Annotated in this window: 16 protein-coding genes; 11 read left to right on the top strand and 5 right to left on the bottom strand. The window is 65.0% G+C overall.

Going from position 1 to position 15,854, the window contains the following annotated elements; genetic code table 11:
* Window positions 1–144: 144 nt before the first annotated feature.
* Together ACTUWL_RS23295 and ACTUWL_RS23290 are read left to right on the top strand one after the other, a co-directional pair.
* Window positions 145–705 (top strand): thiamine pyrophosphate-binding protein, encoded by a 561-nt coding sequence (locus ACTUWL_RS23295; protein WP_106940091.1) that lies wholly within the window; start codon window positions 145–147, stop codon window positions 703–705.
* Window positions 705–1,298 carry a thiamine pyrophosphate-dependent enzyme gene (locus ACTUWL_RS23290; RefSeq protein ID WP_021079773.1) on the top strand — a complete coding sequence of 198 codons (594 nt, stop codon included), beginning with the start codon at window positions 705–707 and terminating at the stop codon, window positions 1,296–1,298. Before ACTUWL_RS23295 ends, ACTUWL_RS23290 begins: the two co-directional genes overlap by 1 nt.
* A gap of 13 nt (window positions 1,299–1,311) precedes the next feature.
* On the opposite strand, the gene ACTUWL_RS23285 is transcribed toward ACTUWL_RS23290, so the two are convergent.
* Window positions 1,312–2,235: a LysR family transcriptional regulator gene (locus tag ACTUWL_RS23285; RefSeq protein WP_021079772.1), complete on the bottom strand. Its 924-nt coding sequence runs from the start codon at window positions 2,233–2,235 to the stop codon at window positions 1,312–1,314.
* 122 nt (window positions 2,236–2,357) lie between these two features.
* Here ACTUWL_RS23285 and ACTUWL_RS23280 point away from each other — a divergent pair, with 122 nt between their 5' ends.
* The 5 genes from ACTUWL_RS23280 to hisC all read left to right on the top strand — a co-directional run bounded on the left by ACTUWL_RS23280 (window position 2,358) and on the right by hisC (window position 8,863).
* Window positions 2,358–3,527: an acyl-CoA dehydrogenase family protein gene (locus ACTUWL_RS23280; RefSeq protein ID WP_021079771.1), complete on the top strand. Its 1,170-nt coding sequence runs from the start codon at window positions 2,358–2,360 to the stop codon at window positions 3,525–3,527.
* Between the two features lie 11 nt (window positions 3,528–3,538).
* The gene (locus tag ACTUWL_RS23275; protein ID WP_021079770.1) at window positions 3,539–4,639 is read left to right on the top strand and encodes a CaiB/BaiF CoA transferase family protein; all 1,101 of its coding nucleotides are present in this window, start codon (window positions 3,539–3,541) and stop codon (window positions 4,637–4,639) included.
* A 27-nt stretch (window positions 4,640–4,666) separates the two neighbouring features.
* Window positions 4,667–5,518, top strand: coding sequence for an FAS1-like dehydratase domain-containing protein (locus tag ACTUWL_RS23270; protein WP_021079769.1), 852 nt, complete (start codon window positions 4,667–4,669; stop codon window positions 5,516–5,518).
* A gap of 229 nt (window positions 5,519–5,747) precedes the next feature.
* Window positions 5,748–7,658: a potassium transporter Kup gene (locus ACTUWL_RS23265; protein ID WP_021079768.1), complete on the top strand. Its 1,911-nt coding sequence runs from the start codon at window positions 5,748–5,750 to the stop codon at window positions 7,656–7,658.
* Between the two features lie 152 nt (window positions 7,659–7,810).
* The gene (gene hisC, locus ACTUWL_RS23260) at window positions 7,811–8,863 is read left to right on the top strand and encodes a histidinol-phosphate transaminase (protein ID WP_021079767.1); all 1,053 of its coding nucleotides are present in this window, start codon (window positions 7,811–7,813) and stop codon (window positions 8,861–8,863) included.
* A 22-nt stretch (window positions 8,864–8,885) separates the two neighbouring features.
* Here the strand turns inward: hisC and ACTUWL_RS23255 are convergent, their stop codons facing one another.
* Genes ACTUWL_RS23255 through ACTUWL_RS23240 form a run of 4 tightly spaced genes read right to left on the bottom strand, consistent with a single transcriptional unit; the run spans window position 8,886 to window position 11,878 of the window.
* Window positions 8,886–9,179, bottom strand: coding sequence for a putative quinol monooxygenase (locus ACTUWL_RS23255; RefSeq protein WP_021079766.1), 294 nt, complete (start codon window positions 9,177–9,179; stop codon window positions 8,886–8,888).
* A 21-nt stretch (window positions 9,180–9,200) separates the two neighbouring features.
* On the bottom strand, window positions 9,201–10,574 hold the full coding sequence (locus ACTUWL_RS23250) for an epoxide hydrolase family protein (protein WP_021079765.1): 1,374 nt from the start codon (window positions 10,572–10,574) through the stop codon (window positions 9,201–9,203).
* Window positions 10,571–11,221, bottom strand: coding sequence for an isochorismatase family cysteine hydrolase (locus ACTUWL_RS23245; protein ID WP_021079764.1), 651 nt, complete (start codon window positions 11,219–11,221; stop codon window positions 10,571–10,573). The genes ACTUWL_RS23250 and ACTUWL_RS23245 overlap by 4 nt, the downstream gene beginning before the upstream one ends.
* 51 nt (window positions 11,222–11,272) lie before the next feature.
* The gene (locus ACTUWL_RS23240) at window positions 11,273–11,878 is read right to left on the bottom strand and encodes a VOC family protein (protein WP_021079763.1); all 606 of its coding nucleotides are present in this window, start codon (window positions 11,876–11,878) and stop codon (window positions 11,273–11,275) included.
* A gap of 113 nt (window positions 11,879–11,991) precedes the next feature.
* Here ACTUWL_RS23240 and ACTUWL_RS23235 point away from each other — a divergent pair, with 113 nt between their 5' ends.
* The 4 genes from ACTUWL_RS23235 to mdlC all read left to right on the top strand — a co-directional run bounded on the left by ACTUWL_RS23235 (window position 11,992) and on the right by mdlC (window position 15,781).
* The gene (locus ACTUWL_RS23235) at window positions 11,992–12,498 is read left to right on the top strand and encodes a winged helix-turn-helix transcriptional regulator (RefSeq protein ID WP_021079762.1); all 507 of its coding nucleotides are present in this window, start codon (window positions 11,992–11,994) and stop codon (window positions 12,496–12,498) included.
* Between the two features lie 111 nt (window positions 12,499–12,609).
* Window positions 12,610–12,993 carry a tautomerase family protein gene (locus ACTUWL_RS23230; RefSeq protein WP_021079761.1) on the top strand — a complete coding sequence of 128 codons (384 nt, stop codon included), beginning with the start codon at window positions 12,610–12,612 and terminating at the stop codon, window positions 12,991–12,993.
* A 127-nt stretch (window positions 12,994–13,120) separates the two neighbouring features.
* Complete coding sequence (blaBJP, locus tag ACTUWL_RS23225; protein ID WP_021079760.1) at window positions 13,121–14,008, top strand: BJP family subclass B3 metallo-beta-lactamase; 888 nt, start codon at window positions 13,121–13,123, stop codon at window positions 14,006–14,008.
* A gap of 144 nt (window positions 14,009–14,152) precedes the next feature.
* Complete coding sequence (gene mdlC / locus ACTUWL_RS23220; protein WP_021079759.1) at window positions 14,153–15,781, top strand: benzoylformate decarboxylase; 1,629 nt, start codon at window positions 14,153–14,155, stop codon at window positions 15,779–15,781.
* The last annotated feature ends 73 nt before the right edge of the window (window positions 15,782–15,854 follow it).

Raw genomic sequence — 15,854 nt, 5'->3', positions numbered from 1 at the left:
CTTTCGGCCCGGCCGGAAAGGGTCGCGCTGCCCCCTATAAAATTCCGGCATAGCTGGGCGAGCCAGATGCGAAGAGAATAAGGCTCTCGCCTGCCCTAAGCCTCCCGGCATGACGGCGCTCCAACGCGCGCCCTAGCCGAGGCCATGATGGACCAGATTGCCGTTCACCAGGACAGCGCGACCAGCCAGGACTGGCCAGTTGCGATCTACCGCACGCTGAAGAGCTTTGGCGTGGCGCAGGTGTCCTATGTTCCCGATGCGGGACATTCCAAGCTGATCAAGCTGTCGCACGCCGATACCGGCATCAAGACTACGGTTCTGACCACCGAGGAGGAAGGCGTGGCGCTGTCCGCCGGCGCCTGGCTCGGCGGCGAGCGCGCGGTCCTGTTGATGCAATCGAGCGGCGTCGGCAATTGCGTCAACATGCTGTCGCTGATGGCAAGCTGCCGCTTCCCGCTGCTGACCCTGGTGACGATGCGCGGCGAATGGGCCGAGTTCAATCCGTGGCAGATCCCGATGGGCCGCGCGACGCCGCAGGCCTTCGAGATCATGGGCACGACAGTGCTGCGGCTCGAGAACCCCGACGACGCCGAGGAAGTCATCTCGGCCGCCGCCTCGCTCGCCTATGACGGAGACCAACAGGTCGCCGTGCTGATCTCGCAGCGGATGATCGGCCGCAAGAAGTGGACCAAGGAGACGCACTGATGTCGGCAGCAACAGGCACACTCGACCGCCGCGCCGCGGTGAAGGCGCTGCTTGCCGACCGCGGCGGCCTTCTGGTGATCTCCGGGCTCGGCTCCTCGTCCTACGATGTGTTCGATGCCGGCGACCATGCGGGCAATTTCTATCTTTGGGGTGCCATGGGCGGCGCCGCGATGGTCGGGCTCGGGCTGGCGCTGGCGCAGCCGAAGCGCCCGGTGCTGGTCGTCACCGGCGATGGCGAGCAGCTGATGGGGATCGGCAGCCTGCTGACCATCGCCACCAAGCAGCCCGGTAATCTCTCGATTGCGGTGCTCGACAACGGCCATTTCGGCGAGACCGGCATGCAGCCCAGCCACTCCGGCCTGGGTGCGAAGCTCGAGGTGATCGCGAGCGGCGCCGGCATCGGCAATGTTTCCGACATCGCGGACATGGCCGGCATCGAGAATTTCCGCAACAGCCTGCGCGATCTCGGCGGCGGCCCGCGGCTGGCACGAATCCGTATCGCGTCCGGCGAAGTCGAGCGCGCGCTGCCGCCGCGCGACGGCACCTACCTCAAGACCCGCTTCCGCGGCCATCTCGGCTTCGTGGTGAAGTGATGCGAAGCCGCGCTCAGGCGAGCTGGATATCCCAGAGCCCCTCGGCGCGCAGCGCAGCGACCTCATCGCGCAACAGCTTTGCGATCAGTGTCATCGCATTGGAGCCGGGATGCTCGACCGGCGAGGCCAAGGTCAGCTCGCGCCGCGGCGCCGGCCGCGCGATCGGCGCGGTCTCAAGCCGGCCCTCCGCGACCTCGCTGCGCACCGAGGACGGCGGCAGCATGGTGTATCCGAGCCCCTCCTCGACCAGGCTCGTCAGCACCCGGAACGAATCCGCCTCGAGCTTGACGTCGAGATCGATCTTCTTTCTGGCCGCGGCATGTTCGAGCAGCGCACGGAGGCCGTGCGAATGACTGGGCAGCACCAGGCGCTGGCGCATCAGCCAGCCGAAATCCACCTGCTTCTTCTGCTTCAGCCCGCTGCCGCGCGGGCCGACGGCGACGATGCTGTCGCGGCCGAGGCTCTGCACCGCCAGATGCAGGTCGACCGACGGGCCGTAGATCACCGCAAGGTCCATCTCGCCGCGATGCAGCCACTCGATCAAATGGCCGCTATAGCTCTCGACGATGCAGAGCGAGATGCCGGGATAGCGCTCCACCGTGCGCCGCGCCAGCCGCGCCGACAGCACGCAGCTCACCGTCGGCACGAGGCCGAGCACGACGCGGCCGGACGGTGCGCCGCCGGCGGACTGGATGTCGTCGCGGATCTGGTCGATCTGCCGCACGATACCGCTGGTGCGCGCCAGCAGCAGCCGGCCGGCATCGGTCAGCACCATGCCGCGGCCATTGCGCGTGAACAACTCGGTGCGCAGCTCGTGCTCCAGGAGCTTGATCTGCCGGCTCAGCGCCGGCTGCGCGACCCGCAAGGTATCGGATGCCTTGCTCAGACTCCCGAGTTCCGCGACGCACGCAAAGGTCCTAAGCTGCCGGAAATCCATACTTGCCAATCCTGGAAGGCAGGTTCATACGCTATAACAAAACAGCATAGGGAGTTTACCGGGACCCCACAACAGCGGGCGCATTGCCCGTATCACGTGCAACCTCTCGGCAAGACGAAACAATGACCGCACACGAACAACACACCGACGACCACTCAGACATCCGCGACGCCGTCGCAAAGCTCTGCGCACAGTTTCCCGGCGAATACTGGCGCAAGCTCGACCGCCAGATGGCCTACCCGAAGGAGTTCGTCGATGCGTTGACGGAGGCCGGCTATCTCTCGGTGCTGATCCCCGAGGAATATGGCGGCGCGGGGCTGAAGCTGTCGGCCGCGGCGGCGATCCTGGAAGAGATCCAGCGCGCCGGCTGCAACGGCGGCGGTTGCCACGCCCAGATGTACACGATGGGCACCGTGCTGCGGCACGGCAACGACGCGCAGAAGGCGAAGTATCTGCCGAAGGTCGCGACCGGCGAATTGCGGTTGCAGGCGTTCGGCGTCACCGAGCCGACCAGCGGCACCGATACCTCGTCGCTGAAGACCTTCGCGCGCCGCGAGGGCGATCACTACGTCGTCAACGGCCAGAAGATCTGGACCAGTCGCGCCGAATATTCCGACCTGATGGTCCTGCTGGCACGCACCACGCCGAAGGAGCAGTCCAAGAAGCGCACCGACGGCCTTTCGGTGTTCATCGTCGACATGCGTGAGGTGAAGGGCAAGGGGCTGGAGATCCGCCCGATCAGAACCATGATGAATCACGCCACCACCGAAGTGTTCTTCACTGACATGAAAGTGCCGGCGGAAAACCTGATCGGCGAGGAAGGCAAGGGCTTCCGCTACATTCTCTCCGGCATGAATGCCGAGCGCATCCTGATCGCCGCTGAATGCATCGGTGACGCCAAATGGTTCATCGCCAAGGCCACCAACTACGCCAAGGAGCGCAGCGTGTTCGGTCGGCCGATCGGCCAGAACCAGGGCATCCAGTTTCCGATTGCAAAGGCCTACGCCTCGATGCGCGCGGCGGAATTGATGGTGAAGGAAGCTACCCGCAAATACGAGGCCGGGCTCGACTGCGGTGCCGAGGCCAACATGGCCAAGATGCTGGCGGCCGATGCGTCCTGGGAGGCGGCCAATGCCTGCGTGCAGACCCATGGCGGCTTCGGCTTCGCCGAGGAATACGATGTCGAGCGTAAGTTCCGCGAGACCCGGCTCTACCAGGTGGCGCCGATCTCTACCAACCTGATCCTGTCCTTCGTCGCCGAGCACGTGCTCGGCATGCCCCGCTCCTACTGAGTTGCTTGACCATGTTGCCGCTTGAGGGATTGACCGTCATCGCCGTCGAACAGGCGGTTGCCGCGCCGTTCTGCTCGTCACGCCTGGCCGATGCGGGCGCCCATGTCATCAAGATCGAGCGGCCCGAGGGCGATTTCGCCCGTGGCTACGACGCCGCGGCAAAGGGCCAGAGCAGCTATTTCGTCTGGCTCAACCGCGGCAAGGATTCCGCCGTGGTCGACCTCGCCACCAAGGACGGCCGCGCAGAGCTGGAACGGCTGATCGCGGGCGCCGACGTTCTGTTGCAGAATTTGAAGCCCGGCTCGATGGACAAACTCGGCTTCTCGCGCGAGCGGCTGCGCAAGGACTATCCGAAGTTGATCATGTGCACGATCACCGGATATGGCGACACCGGCCCCTATGCCGACCGCAAGGCCTATGACCTGCTGATCCAGGCCGAGAGCGGCCTCGCCTCGATCACCGGCGGACCCGAGGGCGCCTCGCGCGTCGGCATGTCGATCGTCGACGTCGCGACCGGCGCCACCGCGCACGCGTCCATTCTCGAAGCGCTGATCGGCCGCAGCCGCACCGGCCAAGGCGCCGACATCCGGATTTCGATGTTCGACGTGATGGCCGACTGGCTCACCGTGCCGCTGCTCAATGCCGAGGACGGCAAGTCGCCCAAACGCATCGGCCTCGCCCATCCCTCGATCGCGCCCTACGGCGTGTTCCGCTCGAAGGACGGCAAGGAGATCCTGATCTCGATCCAGAGCGAGCGCGAGTGGAAGACGCTGTGCGCCAAGGTGCTGGGCCAGCCCGGCCTGCCCGACGATCCGCGCTTTGCCAACATGGTCGAACGCGTCCGTAACCGCACGGTGACCGACCAGATCGTCAGCGACAGTTTTGGCAAGCTCACGCGCGAGGAATTGCTGGCCAAGCTCGCCGAGGCCGACATCGCTTTCGCCGAGGTCAACAGCATGGATGACCTTGCGAAGCATCCGCATCTGCGCCGCATCGAGGTCGACACGCCGAACGGCAAGGTCAGCTATCCGGCGCCGGCCGCGATCGTGGTCGGCGAGGACAGGCACTACGGCAAGGTGCCGGCGATCGGCGAGCGCACCAAAGGTTCCTGAAATCCCTCCTGCCCGGGCAAGACAGTCATGACCGACAAACTCGACCTCGATCATCTCCGCCAGTGGATCGGCAAGACCGCCGAGGCTTCCGACGTCGTCACCAAATACCTGGTCATGGGGCTGCGCGCGACGCTGTTCCAGGAGATCGGCGAGCCGAAGACGGGCGATGCCGCGCCGTGGACCACGCATTGGTGCCTGGCGCAGCCGGTGTTTCCGATGTCGCAGCTCGGCCCGGACGGTCATCCGACCCGCGGCGGCTTCCTGCCGCCGGTGCCGCTGCCGCGCCGGATGTGGGCCGGCGGCGAGCTCGAATTTTTCGATGCACTGCGGATCGGCGACGAGGCCAAGCGCGCTTCCAGGATTGCGGACGTCACCGTGAAATCTGGCTCGACCGGCACGCTGTGCTTCGTCTCGGTCAATCACGAGGTGACGACCTCGCGCGGTCTTGCGGTTCGCGAGCGGCAGGACATCGTCTATCGCGAGATGACGACCACCCTGGCCGCAGCGCCGGCCAAGGCGCCGCCGCCTCCGGTCGCGCAGCACCGCGAGAGCCATGTCTCCGATCCCGTGCTGCTGTTCCGTTACTCGGCGCTGACCTTCAACGGCCATCGCATCCATTACGATCGCGACTATGTCACCAAGGTCGAGGGCTATCCCGGCCTGATCTTCCACGGCCCGCTGCAGGCCTCGTTCATCGTCGAACTCGCCGCGAGGCTGCGCGGCGGCAAGCCGCCGAAGAAGCTGTCCTATCGCGGCGTGCAGCCGCTGTTCGAAGGCAGCGAGTTCTCGATCAATGCCAACGACAAGGACGGCGGCATGGAGCTGTGGACAGCGAACGCCGAAGGCCAGCCGACCATGAAGGGCACGGCGACCTGGTAGGCGGCGCTCCGCAGTTCCTACCTGGACCTGCATGTGCCGATTGGCGAATTCCTTACATGAGCCTGACGTTTGCCCTGGCGAATGACAGCTCATCGCAGCGGTGCCTCAAAAAATCTGTCATAGTCTTGAGGCAAAGGTTCCGGCGGCTTCGACAAAGTCAAAGTCCATCGCAAGCTAGAGCATAGCCCGCCGCCCGAGCGGCCAATTCGCCTGCAGACAGGAGCGGACGATGACTGCCGCCGAACCCGAGACCTTGACCTCGAGCGCCGAAGCGATTCCGGCCGAGACACCTCCAGCGCACGGCGCGATCGGCGCGATGGCGATCGGCGCCCTCGGCGTCGTTTACGGCGATATCGGCACCAGTCCGCTCTACACCTTCAAGACCGCGATCGAGTGGGCGGGAGGAAAGGCGACGCCGGAGGTGGCACTGGGCATCCTGTCGCTCGTGGTGTGGACCCTGCTGATCACCACGTCGATCAAATATGTCGCAATCGTCATGCGCGCGGACAACGACGGCGAGGGCGGAATCCTTGCACTGATGTCGCTGATCGGAATCAAGCATGGCGATCGCCCATTCGTGATCGCGCTCGGCATCATCGGGGCGGCAATGCTCTATGGCGATGGCGCCATCACCCCCGCGATCTCCGTGTTGAGCGCGCTGGAGGGATTGAAGGATCCGCTGCCGTCCTTCAGCCCGTACGTGCTGCCCCTTTCCGTGCTCGTGCTGATCGCCGTGTTCGCGATTCAACCGCAAGGCACGGCCCGCATCGGCGCTCTGTTCGGCCCGATCATGACGGTCTGGTTCGTGACGATTGGCGTGCTCGGTATCCTCGGTATCTTGCGAAATCCCGCCGTGCTTGCTGCGCTCGATCCCCGCGTCGGCCTCAGCTACCTCTTCGGGCATGGCTTCACCGGCTTCCTGGTGCTCGGCGGCGTGTTCCTGTGCGCCACCGGCGCCGAGGCGCTGTACGCCGACATGGGGCATTTCGGCGCCGGGCCGATCCGCCTGACCTGGTACGGGCTGGTGCTGCCGACCCTGCTGCTGAACTATGCCGGCCAGACCGCGATGCTGGTGCAAGGCGATCTGGCGGCCGGATCAAATCCGTTCTTCGCGCTATGCCCGTCCAGCCTGCAACTGCCGCTGGTCGCGCTCGCGACCGTTGCCACCATCATTGCAAGCCAGGCGATCATCTCCGGCACGTTCTCGATGACCCGGCAAGCCATTCAGCTTGGACTATGCCCGCGCCTCAACATCACCCAGACCTCCTCGGAGGGTTACGGGCAAATCTATGTCGGCTTCGTCAATTGGACGCTGATGGTGCTGACACTGGCGCTGACCCTGAGCTTCCGCTCGTCCGACAATCTTGCTTCCGCCTTCGGCATCGCCGTCGCATTGACGATGCTCCTGACGTCGATGCTGATGTTTCTTGCCATGCGCGAAGTCTGGGGCTGGCCCTTCTGGTCGAGTGCGCTGGTTGCCGGCGCGTTCATCCTGGTCGACCTGTCGTTCGTGGCCGCGAACATGATGAAGGTGATGGAGGGTGGCTGGGTCCCGCTTGCGGTCGGAGCTATCCTGTTTTTCCTGATGTCGACCTGGCGCCGCGGCCGCAGGGCGCTCGAAGCCCAGCTCGAGCGCGATACGCTGCCACTCAGCGAGTTCATCCAGCAGGTCCGGAACAAGCCGCGTGTTCCGGGAACCGCCGTCTATGTGACGAGCCGGCTCGACATGGTGCCGGTGCCGCTGCTTCACAATCTGAAGCACAACAAGGTGCTGCATGAACGCATCGTCCTGCTGCGCGTGGCTACGCTCAATATTCCCCGCGTCGCATCTGATCACCGTCTCATCCGCACGGACCTCGACGGCAATTTCCATACCTTGGTGGCCCAATACGGCTTCATGCAGCATCCGAACGTGCCGCGGCTGCTCGACCGGTGCGGTACGATGGGGCTTGAATTCAACTTGATGGACACTTCGTTCTTCGTCGGTCGCGTCAAGATCGTGCCGGCGGAACACTCGAAGTTCGGCCGCTTTCGCTCCAGAATTTTCGAGATCATGCACCGCAATGCGCTGCCGGCGACCGACTTCTTCCGGATCCCGCCAAATCGCGTGGTCGAGTTGGGCAGCCAGACGGAAATCTGAGCCGCGTGACCTGCACTGTCAGCAGATCGCGGCGGTGCTGCGCCGGCGGCCGCTGCCGGCCTCCTCTCGATATCCTGGCGAGGTGAAGAGCCGGCTTCCACCGAAGCGCGGCATCCCCTACTGTGATGAGATCAATCCCTGGATCACGGATCATGAGTCGCTTCTGGAGTTCGGTCGTCCACAATCTGTCGCCATATGTGCCCGGCGAGCAGCCGAAGATCGATGGCCTCATCAAGCTCAACACCAACGAGAATCCCTACCCGCCGTCGCCGCGCGCGCTGGCCGCAATCGCGGCGACCGCGGATCGGCTGCGGCTCTATCCGGATCCGCGCGCAACCGCCTTGCGCGAGGCGATCGCAACGCGCTATGGCGTCTCATCAGATGAGGTGTTCGTCGGCAACGGTTCGGACGAGGTGCTGGCCCACGCCTTCCCGGCGCTGCTCAAGCACGATGCGCCGCTGCTGTTCCCCGACATCACCTACAGCTTCTACCCGGTCTACTGTCGCCTCTACGGCGTCCGCTATGAGGTGGTGCCGCTCGACGCCGCGATGCGGATCAATGTTGCCGACTACCGGCGACCGGGCAGCGCCATCCTCTTGTGCAATCCAAACGCGCCGACCGGCGTCGCGCTGCCGCGTGCAGCGATCGAGGCGCTGGTCACCGGGCACCCGGACCGTCTCGTTGTGGTCGACGAGGCCTATGTCGACTTCGGCGCCGAGAGCGCGGTGCCGCTGGTCGCGCGCCATGACAATCTGCTGGTGATCCAGACCCTGTCCAAGTCGCGCGCGCTGGCGGGATTGCGGGTCGGCTTCGCCATCGGCCAGCGTCCGCTGATCGAGGCGCTGGAGCGCGTCAAGGACAGCTTCAACTCCTATCCGCTCGACTGCTTCGCGATCGCGGGCGCGGTCGCCGCGATCGGGGACGACATCTGGTTCGAGGAGACCCGGCAGCGCATCATGAGGAGCCGCGAGGCGCTGGTCCGCGGCCTCACCGAGCTCGGCTTCGACGTGCTGCCGTCGCTGGCGAACTTCGTGTTCGCGCGCCATGCCGGCCATCGCGGCGCCGATCTCGCAGCGAAGCTGCGCGAGCGCGGCGTCCTGGTGCGGCACTTCCAGAAACCGCGGATCGAGGATTTCCTGCGCATCACGGTCGGTACGGACGATGAATGCGGCCGCCTGATCGGCCTGCTGCGTCAGACCGTCTGATCTTTCGCTCGCCGCCGGAGCTCTATGCGGCGGGCGTGCACCGCGTTGCCGAAATCTTGATGCCGAGCCCTGCGCTCTCCTCGCGAAACTGTGCGATCGAGCGCGCATTGCGATGCGCCTCGAACGCGGCGTCATCCTGGTAGACTTCGTAGATCAACAGCTTCGAGGCGTCCTCGCGCGGCACCAGGATGTCGAAATGCAACGTGCCCGGCTCATCCCTGAGCGAGCGGGCGCCATGCGCCGCGAGCTGCGACAACACTTGGTCCCGCTTCTCGGGCGCGACCTCGACGGTGGCGATGAGGGCAAGTTTGGTCATGACGGATGTGCCTTTCAATTCTCAGATCAGCTTGCGGAGCGGCCGAAACGCGTCCCGAACTTCCCTGCTGAAGATGTCGGGCTGCTCCCATGCCGCGAAATGGCCGCCGGCCTCGGCCTGATGGAAGTAGATCAGCTTGTGATAGGCTTTTTCCACCCAGCTCCGCGGTGCCACGAAACTCTCGCCGGGGAACGCGGTGACGGCGGCGGGGATCGTGACATTGGCGGGCAGATAGAGATTGGTCTTGTTTTCCCAGTACAGGCGGCCTGAGGAGATCGCGCTGTTGGTGAGCCAGTACAGCGTGATGTTGTCGAGCACGTCATCGCGGGTGAGCGCGCCGGCCGAATGGCCGTTGACGGCACGTCCGAGCACGGCTGATTGCATCGCGGAGGCCGGCTGGGCGTAGCCGTCGCCGTGATCGAGCAGCCAGGCGGCAAGGCCCGCCGGCGAATCCGCGAACGCCGCAAGGGACTGCGGGCGTGTGCCCATGATCTGCGCATAGGCACGCCGCTTCGCGAATTGAAGCTTGATCTGCTCGAAGGCGTGCTGCTCCTCCGCCGACAGATCGTCCGGCGCGGGACCTCCGGAGGAGACGGCCTTGAACACCTCGGGCGGAACGACGCCGGGCAGGTTGACGTGGATGCCGAGCAGCTCCGGCGCACCCAGCTTAGCCATTTCATTGGAGACCGGCGAACCCCAGTCGCCGCCCTGCGCTACGAACTTGCTGTAGCCGAGGCGCTTCATCAGTTGGACCCAGGCCCGCGCGATGCGCTGCGAATCCCAGCCGACCGTGGTCGGCTTGCCGGAGAAGCCGTAGCCCGGCATCGACGGGATCACGAGATGAAACGCATCCGATGCACTGCCGCCATGGGAGGTGGGATTGGTCAGAGGCTCGATGATCTTCATCTGCTCGATCACCGACCCCGGCCAGCCATGTGTGACGATCATCGGCAGTGCATCTCCGTGCTTCGAGCGAACGTGGATGAAGTGAATGTCCAGCCCGTCGATCTCGGTGATGAACTGTGGCAGCGCGTTGAGCCGCGCCTCGACCTTGCGCCAGTCGTAGTCCGTCTGCCAGTAGCGGACGAGATCGCGCAGCATCGCCTGCGGAACGCCCTGCGAGTCGTCGTTGACGGTCTCCTTGTCGGACCATCGGGTTGCGGCCAGGCGGCGGCGAAGGTCAACGAGGTCTGCCTCGGGAATATCGATGTGGAACGGGCGGATCGCATCATCAGCGGCTGCCGCAACCGGGCGCGCCGGAAACAGGCTGGCGGCGCCCGCGGCAGCGAGGCCCAGCGCCGCGCCGGTGAGCAGCCTGCGTCTGTCCTGGTCGATGGCTTCCGGGTTGGATTGGCTTGCGGCAATTGCAACTAGTGTCTTCGATGTCCTGGTCATTGCACTGGCTCCTTTGAACGAGGTGCCGCCGGCAATGCCGCGATCACCTCGGCGGTTGTCTGGATGGAATGCGCGTAAGTCGGGCCGTTCAGCTCGTGGGCGGCATGCATCATCTCGTGCGAGAACGCGGCCGTGGCATCACGCACCAGCGTCACGTGGTAACCGAGCTCCATGGCGAAGCGGGCGGTGGATTCGATGCAGGTGTTGGCCAGCAGACCGACCACGATCACATGCGTGATCCCTTTTTGCTTGAGCAGGAAATCGAGATTAGTGCCGGCAAAGCCGCTCTGCCCCCAATGCTCTCCGGCGATCAGATCGCCCGGTTTCGGCGCGAAGTCCGGATGCCATTCGCCGCCCCATTCGCCGCGCGCGAAGCTGTGACGCTGCATGATCAGTCGCTGGCTCGGGTTGGGGTGATCCCAATCCTCATAGTCGCCCGGCTCCCAGCGACGGTGCGGGACGATCACCACCTGGATGCCCGCGGCGCGCACCGCGCCATCGAGCCGGCGCAGATTGTCGAGCAGGCCGACCTCGTCGACGATCGGCTTGATGCGCGGAAACACCTTGCCACGCTCGGAGAGAAAATCGTTGTAGGGATCAACGAGCAGCAGCGCGGTTCTTCCGCGTGGATAAATGGTCTCGGGCATCGACTGTCTCCTTGACTGCCAAGCGGCCTGTTGCACGGGTTGCGGTTTCGACTATTCGGGCAGCGGCTTGCCCGCCTGCTCGCGGGCGATGTGTTCGGCATACCAGTCCGGCCAGTTCGCATCATGCCCACCGGTCCTCTTCTCATGCTCGCCATGAGCCATCGCCGCTCGGCGGAGCGCGGCGGCGAGATCAGCCGACGAGGAGAAGTTCGTGCTGTTGCCGTCGACGCGACCCGGCAGCCGCTGCGTGACCTGCTGCAGCAGCCAGACATTGCCGTCGGGATCATTGAATGTTGCGAGCGAACCGTAGCTCGGGCGCTCCGGATCCGGTCCCTTGATGCGGCCTTCCGCGCCGCGATGAAACACCTCGCTGACGTCGGCGCCGCGCGCGATCAGCTCGGCGCGTGCTGCTTCGATATCGTTGACGATCAGGTAGCGCGGCAGCCCGGCTCCCGAGCCGAGATGGATCGAGGTCGGTGAACCCGGCGGCGTGAGTTGCACGGCGCGCGAACCGTCGGGCCTGACGAAGTCGGCATCGAGCCGCCAGCCGAGGTCCTGGTAGAAGCGCTTGGCGCGATCGACGTCGGCGACGGGAATGACGACGACCTCGAGCTTCAGATCGACTTTGGCCGCTGCCGGCGCCTGTTCGGTGGTCATGGCTGGCTCCCTGGCGATGAAGACCTGGGCCCAAAGCGGCCCATTGCATTTGCGACGATGCCGGGCCATATTGCTATGAAAATCATAGTAACAAGCCCGATGAAGAAATCGTGATGACGAAAATCAAGGACAATACGACTGACCAAACGCTGTGCCCTGTCGCCCGCGCCGAAACCGTCGTAGGCGACCGCTGGACTGTACTGGTTTTGCGCGAACTGTTCGCGGGCAGTTATCGCTTCGAGGAAATCCAGGCGCAGACCGGTGGCACGCCGCAGATGATCACCGCACGGCTGAAGAAGCTGGAAGCGGACGGTCTGGTGACGCGGCAGGTCTACAACAAGCGTCCGCTCCGGCACGAGTATCATCTCACCGAGAAGGGCGAGGCGTTCTTTCCAGTGCTGATGGCGCTGCGCGCCTGGGGCGAGACCTGGTGCAAGTCACCCAGGGAAGCCCGCGCCATGAATTACACGCACGTCACCTGCGGCAAGCCGGCGGGGCTCGGCCCGGTCTGCGAATCCTGCGGCGAGCCGGTCCGTCGCGACGACATGGTTGGAGAGCGGACGCCCAAATATCAAAAAGAGCGCAACGCGCGATGGGAAGCCTTCAAGGCCAGTCGTTGACCCCTTTGGGACCAACGACGATGCGGACAACGCAATCGCCGTCAGACCAGTGAATCATTTCGACCACGCGGGTCTCTTATGGCCGGGCCCCGCGCAACACAGGAGACCACCATGCCATTCGTTCGTATCGACCTGAAGCGCGGCAAGTCCGCCGAGTATCGCAAGACGCTGGGCGAGATCGTCTACAAGGCGATGCGCGAGACCATCAACGTGCCCGAGAACGACAAGTTTCAGGTCATCACCGAGCATGAGCGCGGCGACCTGAACTACGCCGACAGCTATCTCGGCAACAGCTACAGCGACGATCTGATCTTCATCCAGATCACCATGAATGCCGGGCGTACGGTCGAGATGAAGAAGGCGTTCTACAAGCGCATCGTGGACGACTATCAGAGCCAGTTGCAGGGACGGCCCGACGATGTCGTCATCAACCTGGTCGAGGTCGTCAAGGAGAACTGGTCGTTCGGCCACGGCATTGCGCAGTACGCGAGCTGATCAGCGGAACAGTCATGCGCGGGACGGCGGGGCGCCCTGACCGGCGGCCTGCCGTCCGCCGCTTGCGGCGGCCGTTGCCAGCACGCATAGTGTGCCCCGTGCACGAACAACAAGCAGGGAGGCAACCATGAGGACGATCGCAGCCGCGCTGTGCGCGCTTGCGCTGATCGCAACCGGTGCGCAGGCACAGACGCTGAAGGATTTCATGGCCACGGTCATGAAGAAATGGACCGCACCGTTCGAGCCGTACCAGCTGATCGACAACATCTACTATGTCGGCACCGACGGGATCGCGGTCTACGTCATCAAGACCTCGCAAGGCCTGATCCTGATCGACACGGCGATGCAGCAATCGACCGGCATGATCAAGGACAACATCACGAAGCTCGGCTTCAAGGTCGCCGACATCAAGATCATCCTCAACAGCCACGCCCATCTCGATCACACCGGCGGCTTTGCCGAGATCAAGCAGGAGACCGGCGCGCAAATGATCGCCGGCGAGCGCGACAAGCCCCTGCTCGAGGGCGGCTACTATCCGGGCGACGAGAGCAACGCCGATCTGGCCTTCACGCCCGTCAAGGTCGACCGCGCCGTGAAGGAAGGCGACAAGGTCACGCTCGGCGACACCACGCTGACCGCGCACGCCACGCCCGGCCATTCGCCGGGCTGCACCAGCTGGGAGATGACCGTGAAGGACGGCACCGAGAAGCGCGACGTGCTGTTCTTCTGCAGCGGAACCGTTGCCCTGAACCGGCTGGTCGGCCGTCCGACCTATCCCGGCATCGTCGACGACTACCGTTCGACCTTCGCCAAGGTCAAGGCGATGAAGGTCGACGTGCTGCTCGGGCCGCATCCGGAGGTCTACGACATGCAGGCCAAGCGCGCCGAGATGAAGGATGGCGCGCCGAACCCGTTCGTCAAGCCGGGCGAAAACGCCACCTATGTGGCGGGGCTGGAGCAGGATTTCGACAAGCAGCTCGCCAAGCAGACCGCTGCGCTGCAGAAGGACAACTAGCGCTCAATTTTCAGCCGTTGCCGCGGCAACCATGGGTGCCGCGGCTTGACATCGTCGGGCAATCCATCGACAGGTGGATTGCCTTTCCGCTTTTGCCGCGCGCAATGACGGGAACGTAACAAGACACGAAATGGGAGCCGCCCGATGTCGTCGCGCAAACCCGCCGCCAGCAAAGGCAAGACCGTCACCGTCAAGGACGCCACCTTCGGCCTGCTGCGCGCGTGGGGCATCAAGAAGGTTTTCGGCAATCCCGGTTCGACCGAGCTGCCTTTCCTGAGCGACTGGCCCGACGACATCGACTACGTGCTCGGCCTGCAGGAGGCTTCAGTGGTCGGCATGGCCGACGGCTATGCGCTGGCGACCCGCAATGCCGGCTTCGTCAATCTGCATTCGGCGGCCGGCGTCGGCAACGCGCTCGGCAACATCTACAACGCCTATCGTAACCAGACCCCGATGGTGATCACCGCCGGCCAGCAGGCGCGCTCGATCATGCCGTTGCAGGCGTTCCTCTACGCCGAGCGCGCCTCCGAATTCCCGCGGCCTTACGTGAAATTCGCGGTCGAACCGGCGCGCGCCGAGGACGTACCCGCCGCGATCGCGCGCGCCTATTATGTCGCGATGCAGCCGCCCTGCGGGCCGACCTTCGTCTCGGTCCCGATCGACGATTGGGCGCATGCGACGCAGCCGCTCGATGCGCGCCAGGTCAGCCGCGAGATCGGCCCGGATGCGGCCGCGATGCAGGCGCTGGCGGCCGCGCTCGGCGAGGCCAAGCGCCCTGCCCTCGTCGTCGGCCCCGCCGTCGATCGCGCCGAGGCGGTCGACCTCATGGTGAAGGTCGCCGAGAAGACCAAGGCTACGGTCTGGGCGAGCCCGTTCTCGGCGCGCTGCTCGTTCCCCGAACGGCATCCGCAATTTGCCGGCTTCCTTCACGCAGCGCCGGGCCAGCTCTCCGACGCGCTGCGCGAGCACGATCTTGTCGTCGTGGTCGGCGCGCCCGTCTTCACCTTCCACGTCGAGGGCCATGCCGCGATCTTCGACGGCGCGACCACGATCTTCCAGATCACCGACGATCCCGATGCCGCCGCGATGACCCCGACCGGCCACAGCATCGTCGCCACCATGAAGCCGGCGCTGTCGGCGCTGCTCGAGTTGCTGCCCGAAACGAAGCGTGCGGCACCGGCCGGCCGCATCCTGCCACCAGCGCCCGCAGCCGGCGACCCGATCCCCGCCGAATATGCGCTACACGCGCTCTCGGCGGCGATGGGGCCGCACGATGCGCTGGTCGAGGAGGTGCCGTCGCATCGCCCGCTGATGCAGAAGGCGATGCCGATGCGCGGCCAGGACAGTTTCTACACCATGGCGAGCGGCGGCCTTGGCTACAGCCTGCCAGCCGCGGTCGGCATGGCACTCGGCCGCAGCACGGGGCGCACGGTTTGCCTGATCGGCGACGGCTCGGCGATGTATTCGATCCAGGCGCTGTGGACTGCGGCGCAGCGCAAGCTGCCGCTGACGGTCGTGGTGATGAACAATTCCGGCTACGGCGCAATGCGCTCGTTCAGCCAGGTGATGCAGGTGCGCAATGTGCCGGGCCTCGACCTGCCCGGCATCGATTTCGTCAAGCTCGCCGAGGGCATGGGCTGCGACGCGGTGCGGGTGACGAAGTCGGCCGAACTCGCGGACGCCTACAAGCGTGGCTTGTCGGCAACCGGCGCCAGCCTGATCGAGGTGATGGTCGATTCCGCGGTGCCGCTGCTCTACACGCAGAAGGGCTGAGCGGCAGACGCAATTTCTACGCTCTCGTCAGGAAGGCACCGGCGGAAGAGTTCCCTCCCCCTTGCAGGAGAGG

Source organism: Bradyrhizobium sp. WCU1 (assembly GCF_053474805.1).
Note: the sequence above shows the minus strand (reverse complement) of the source record. Positions and strands in the feature narration are given on the sequence as shown.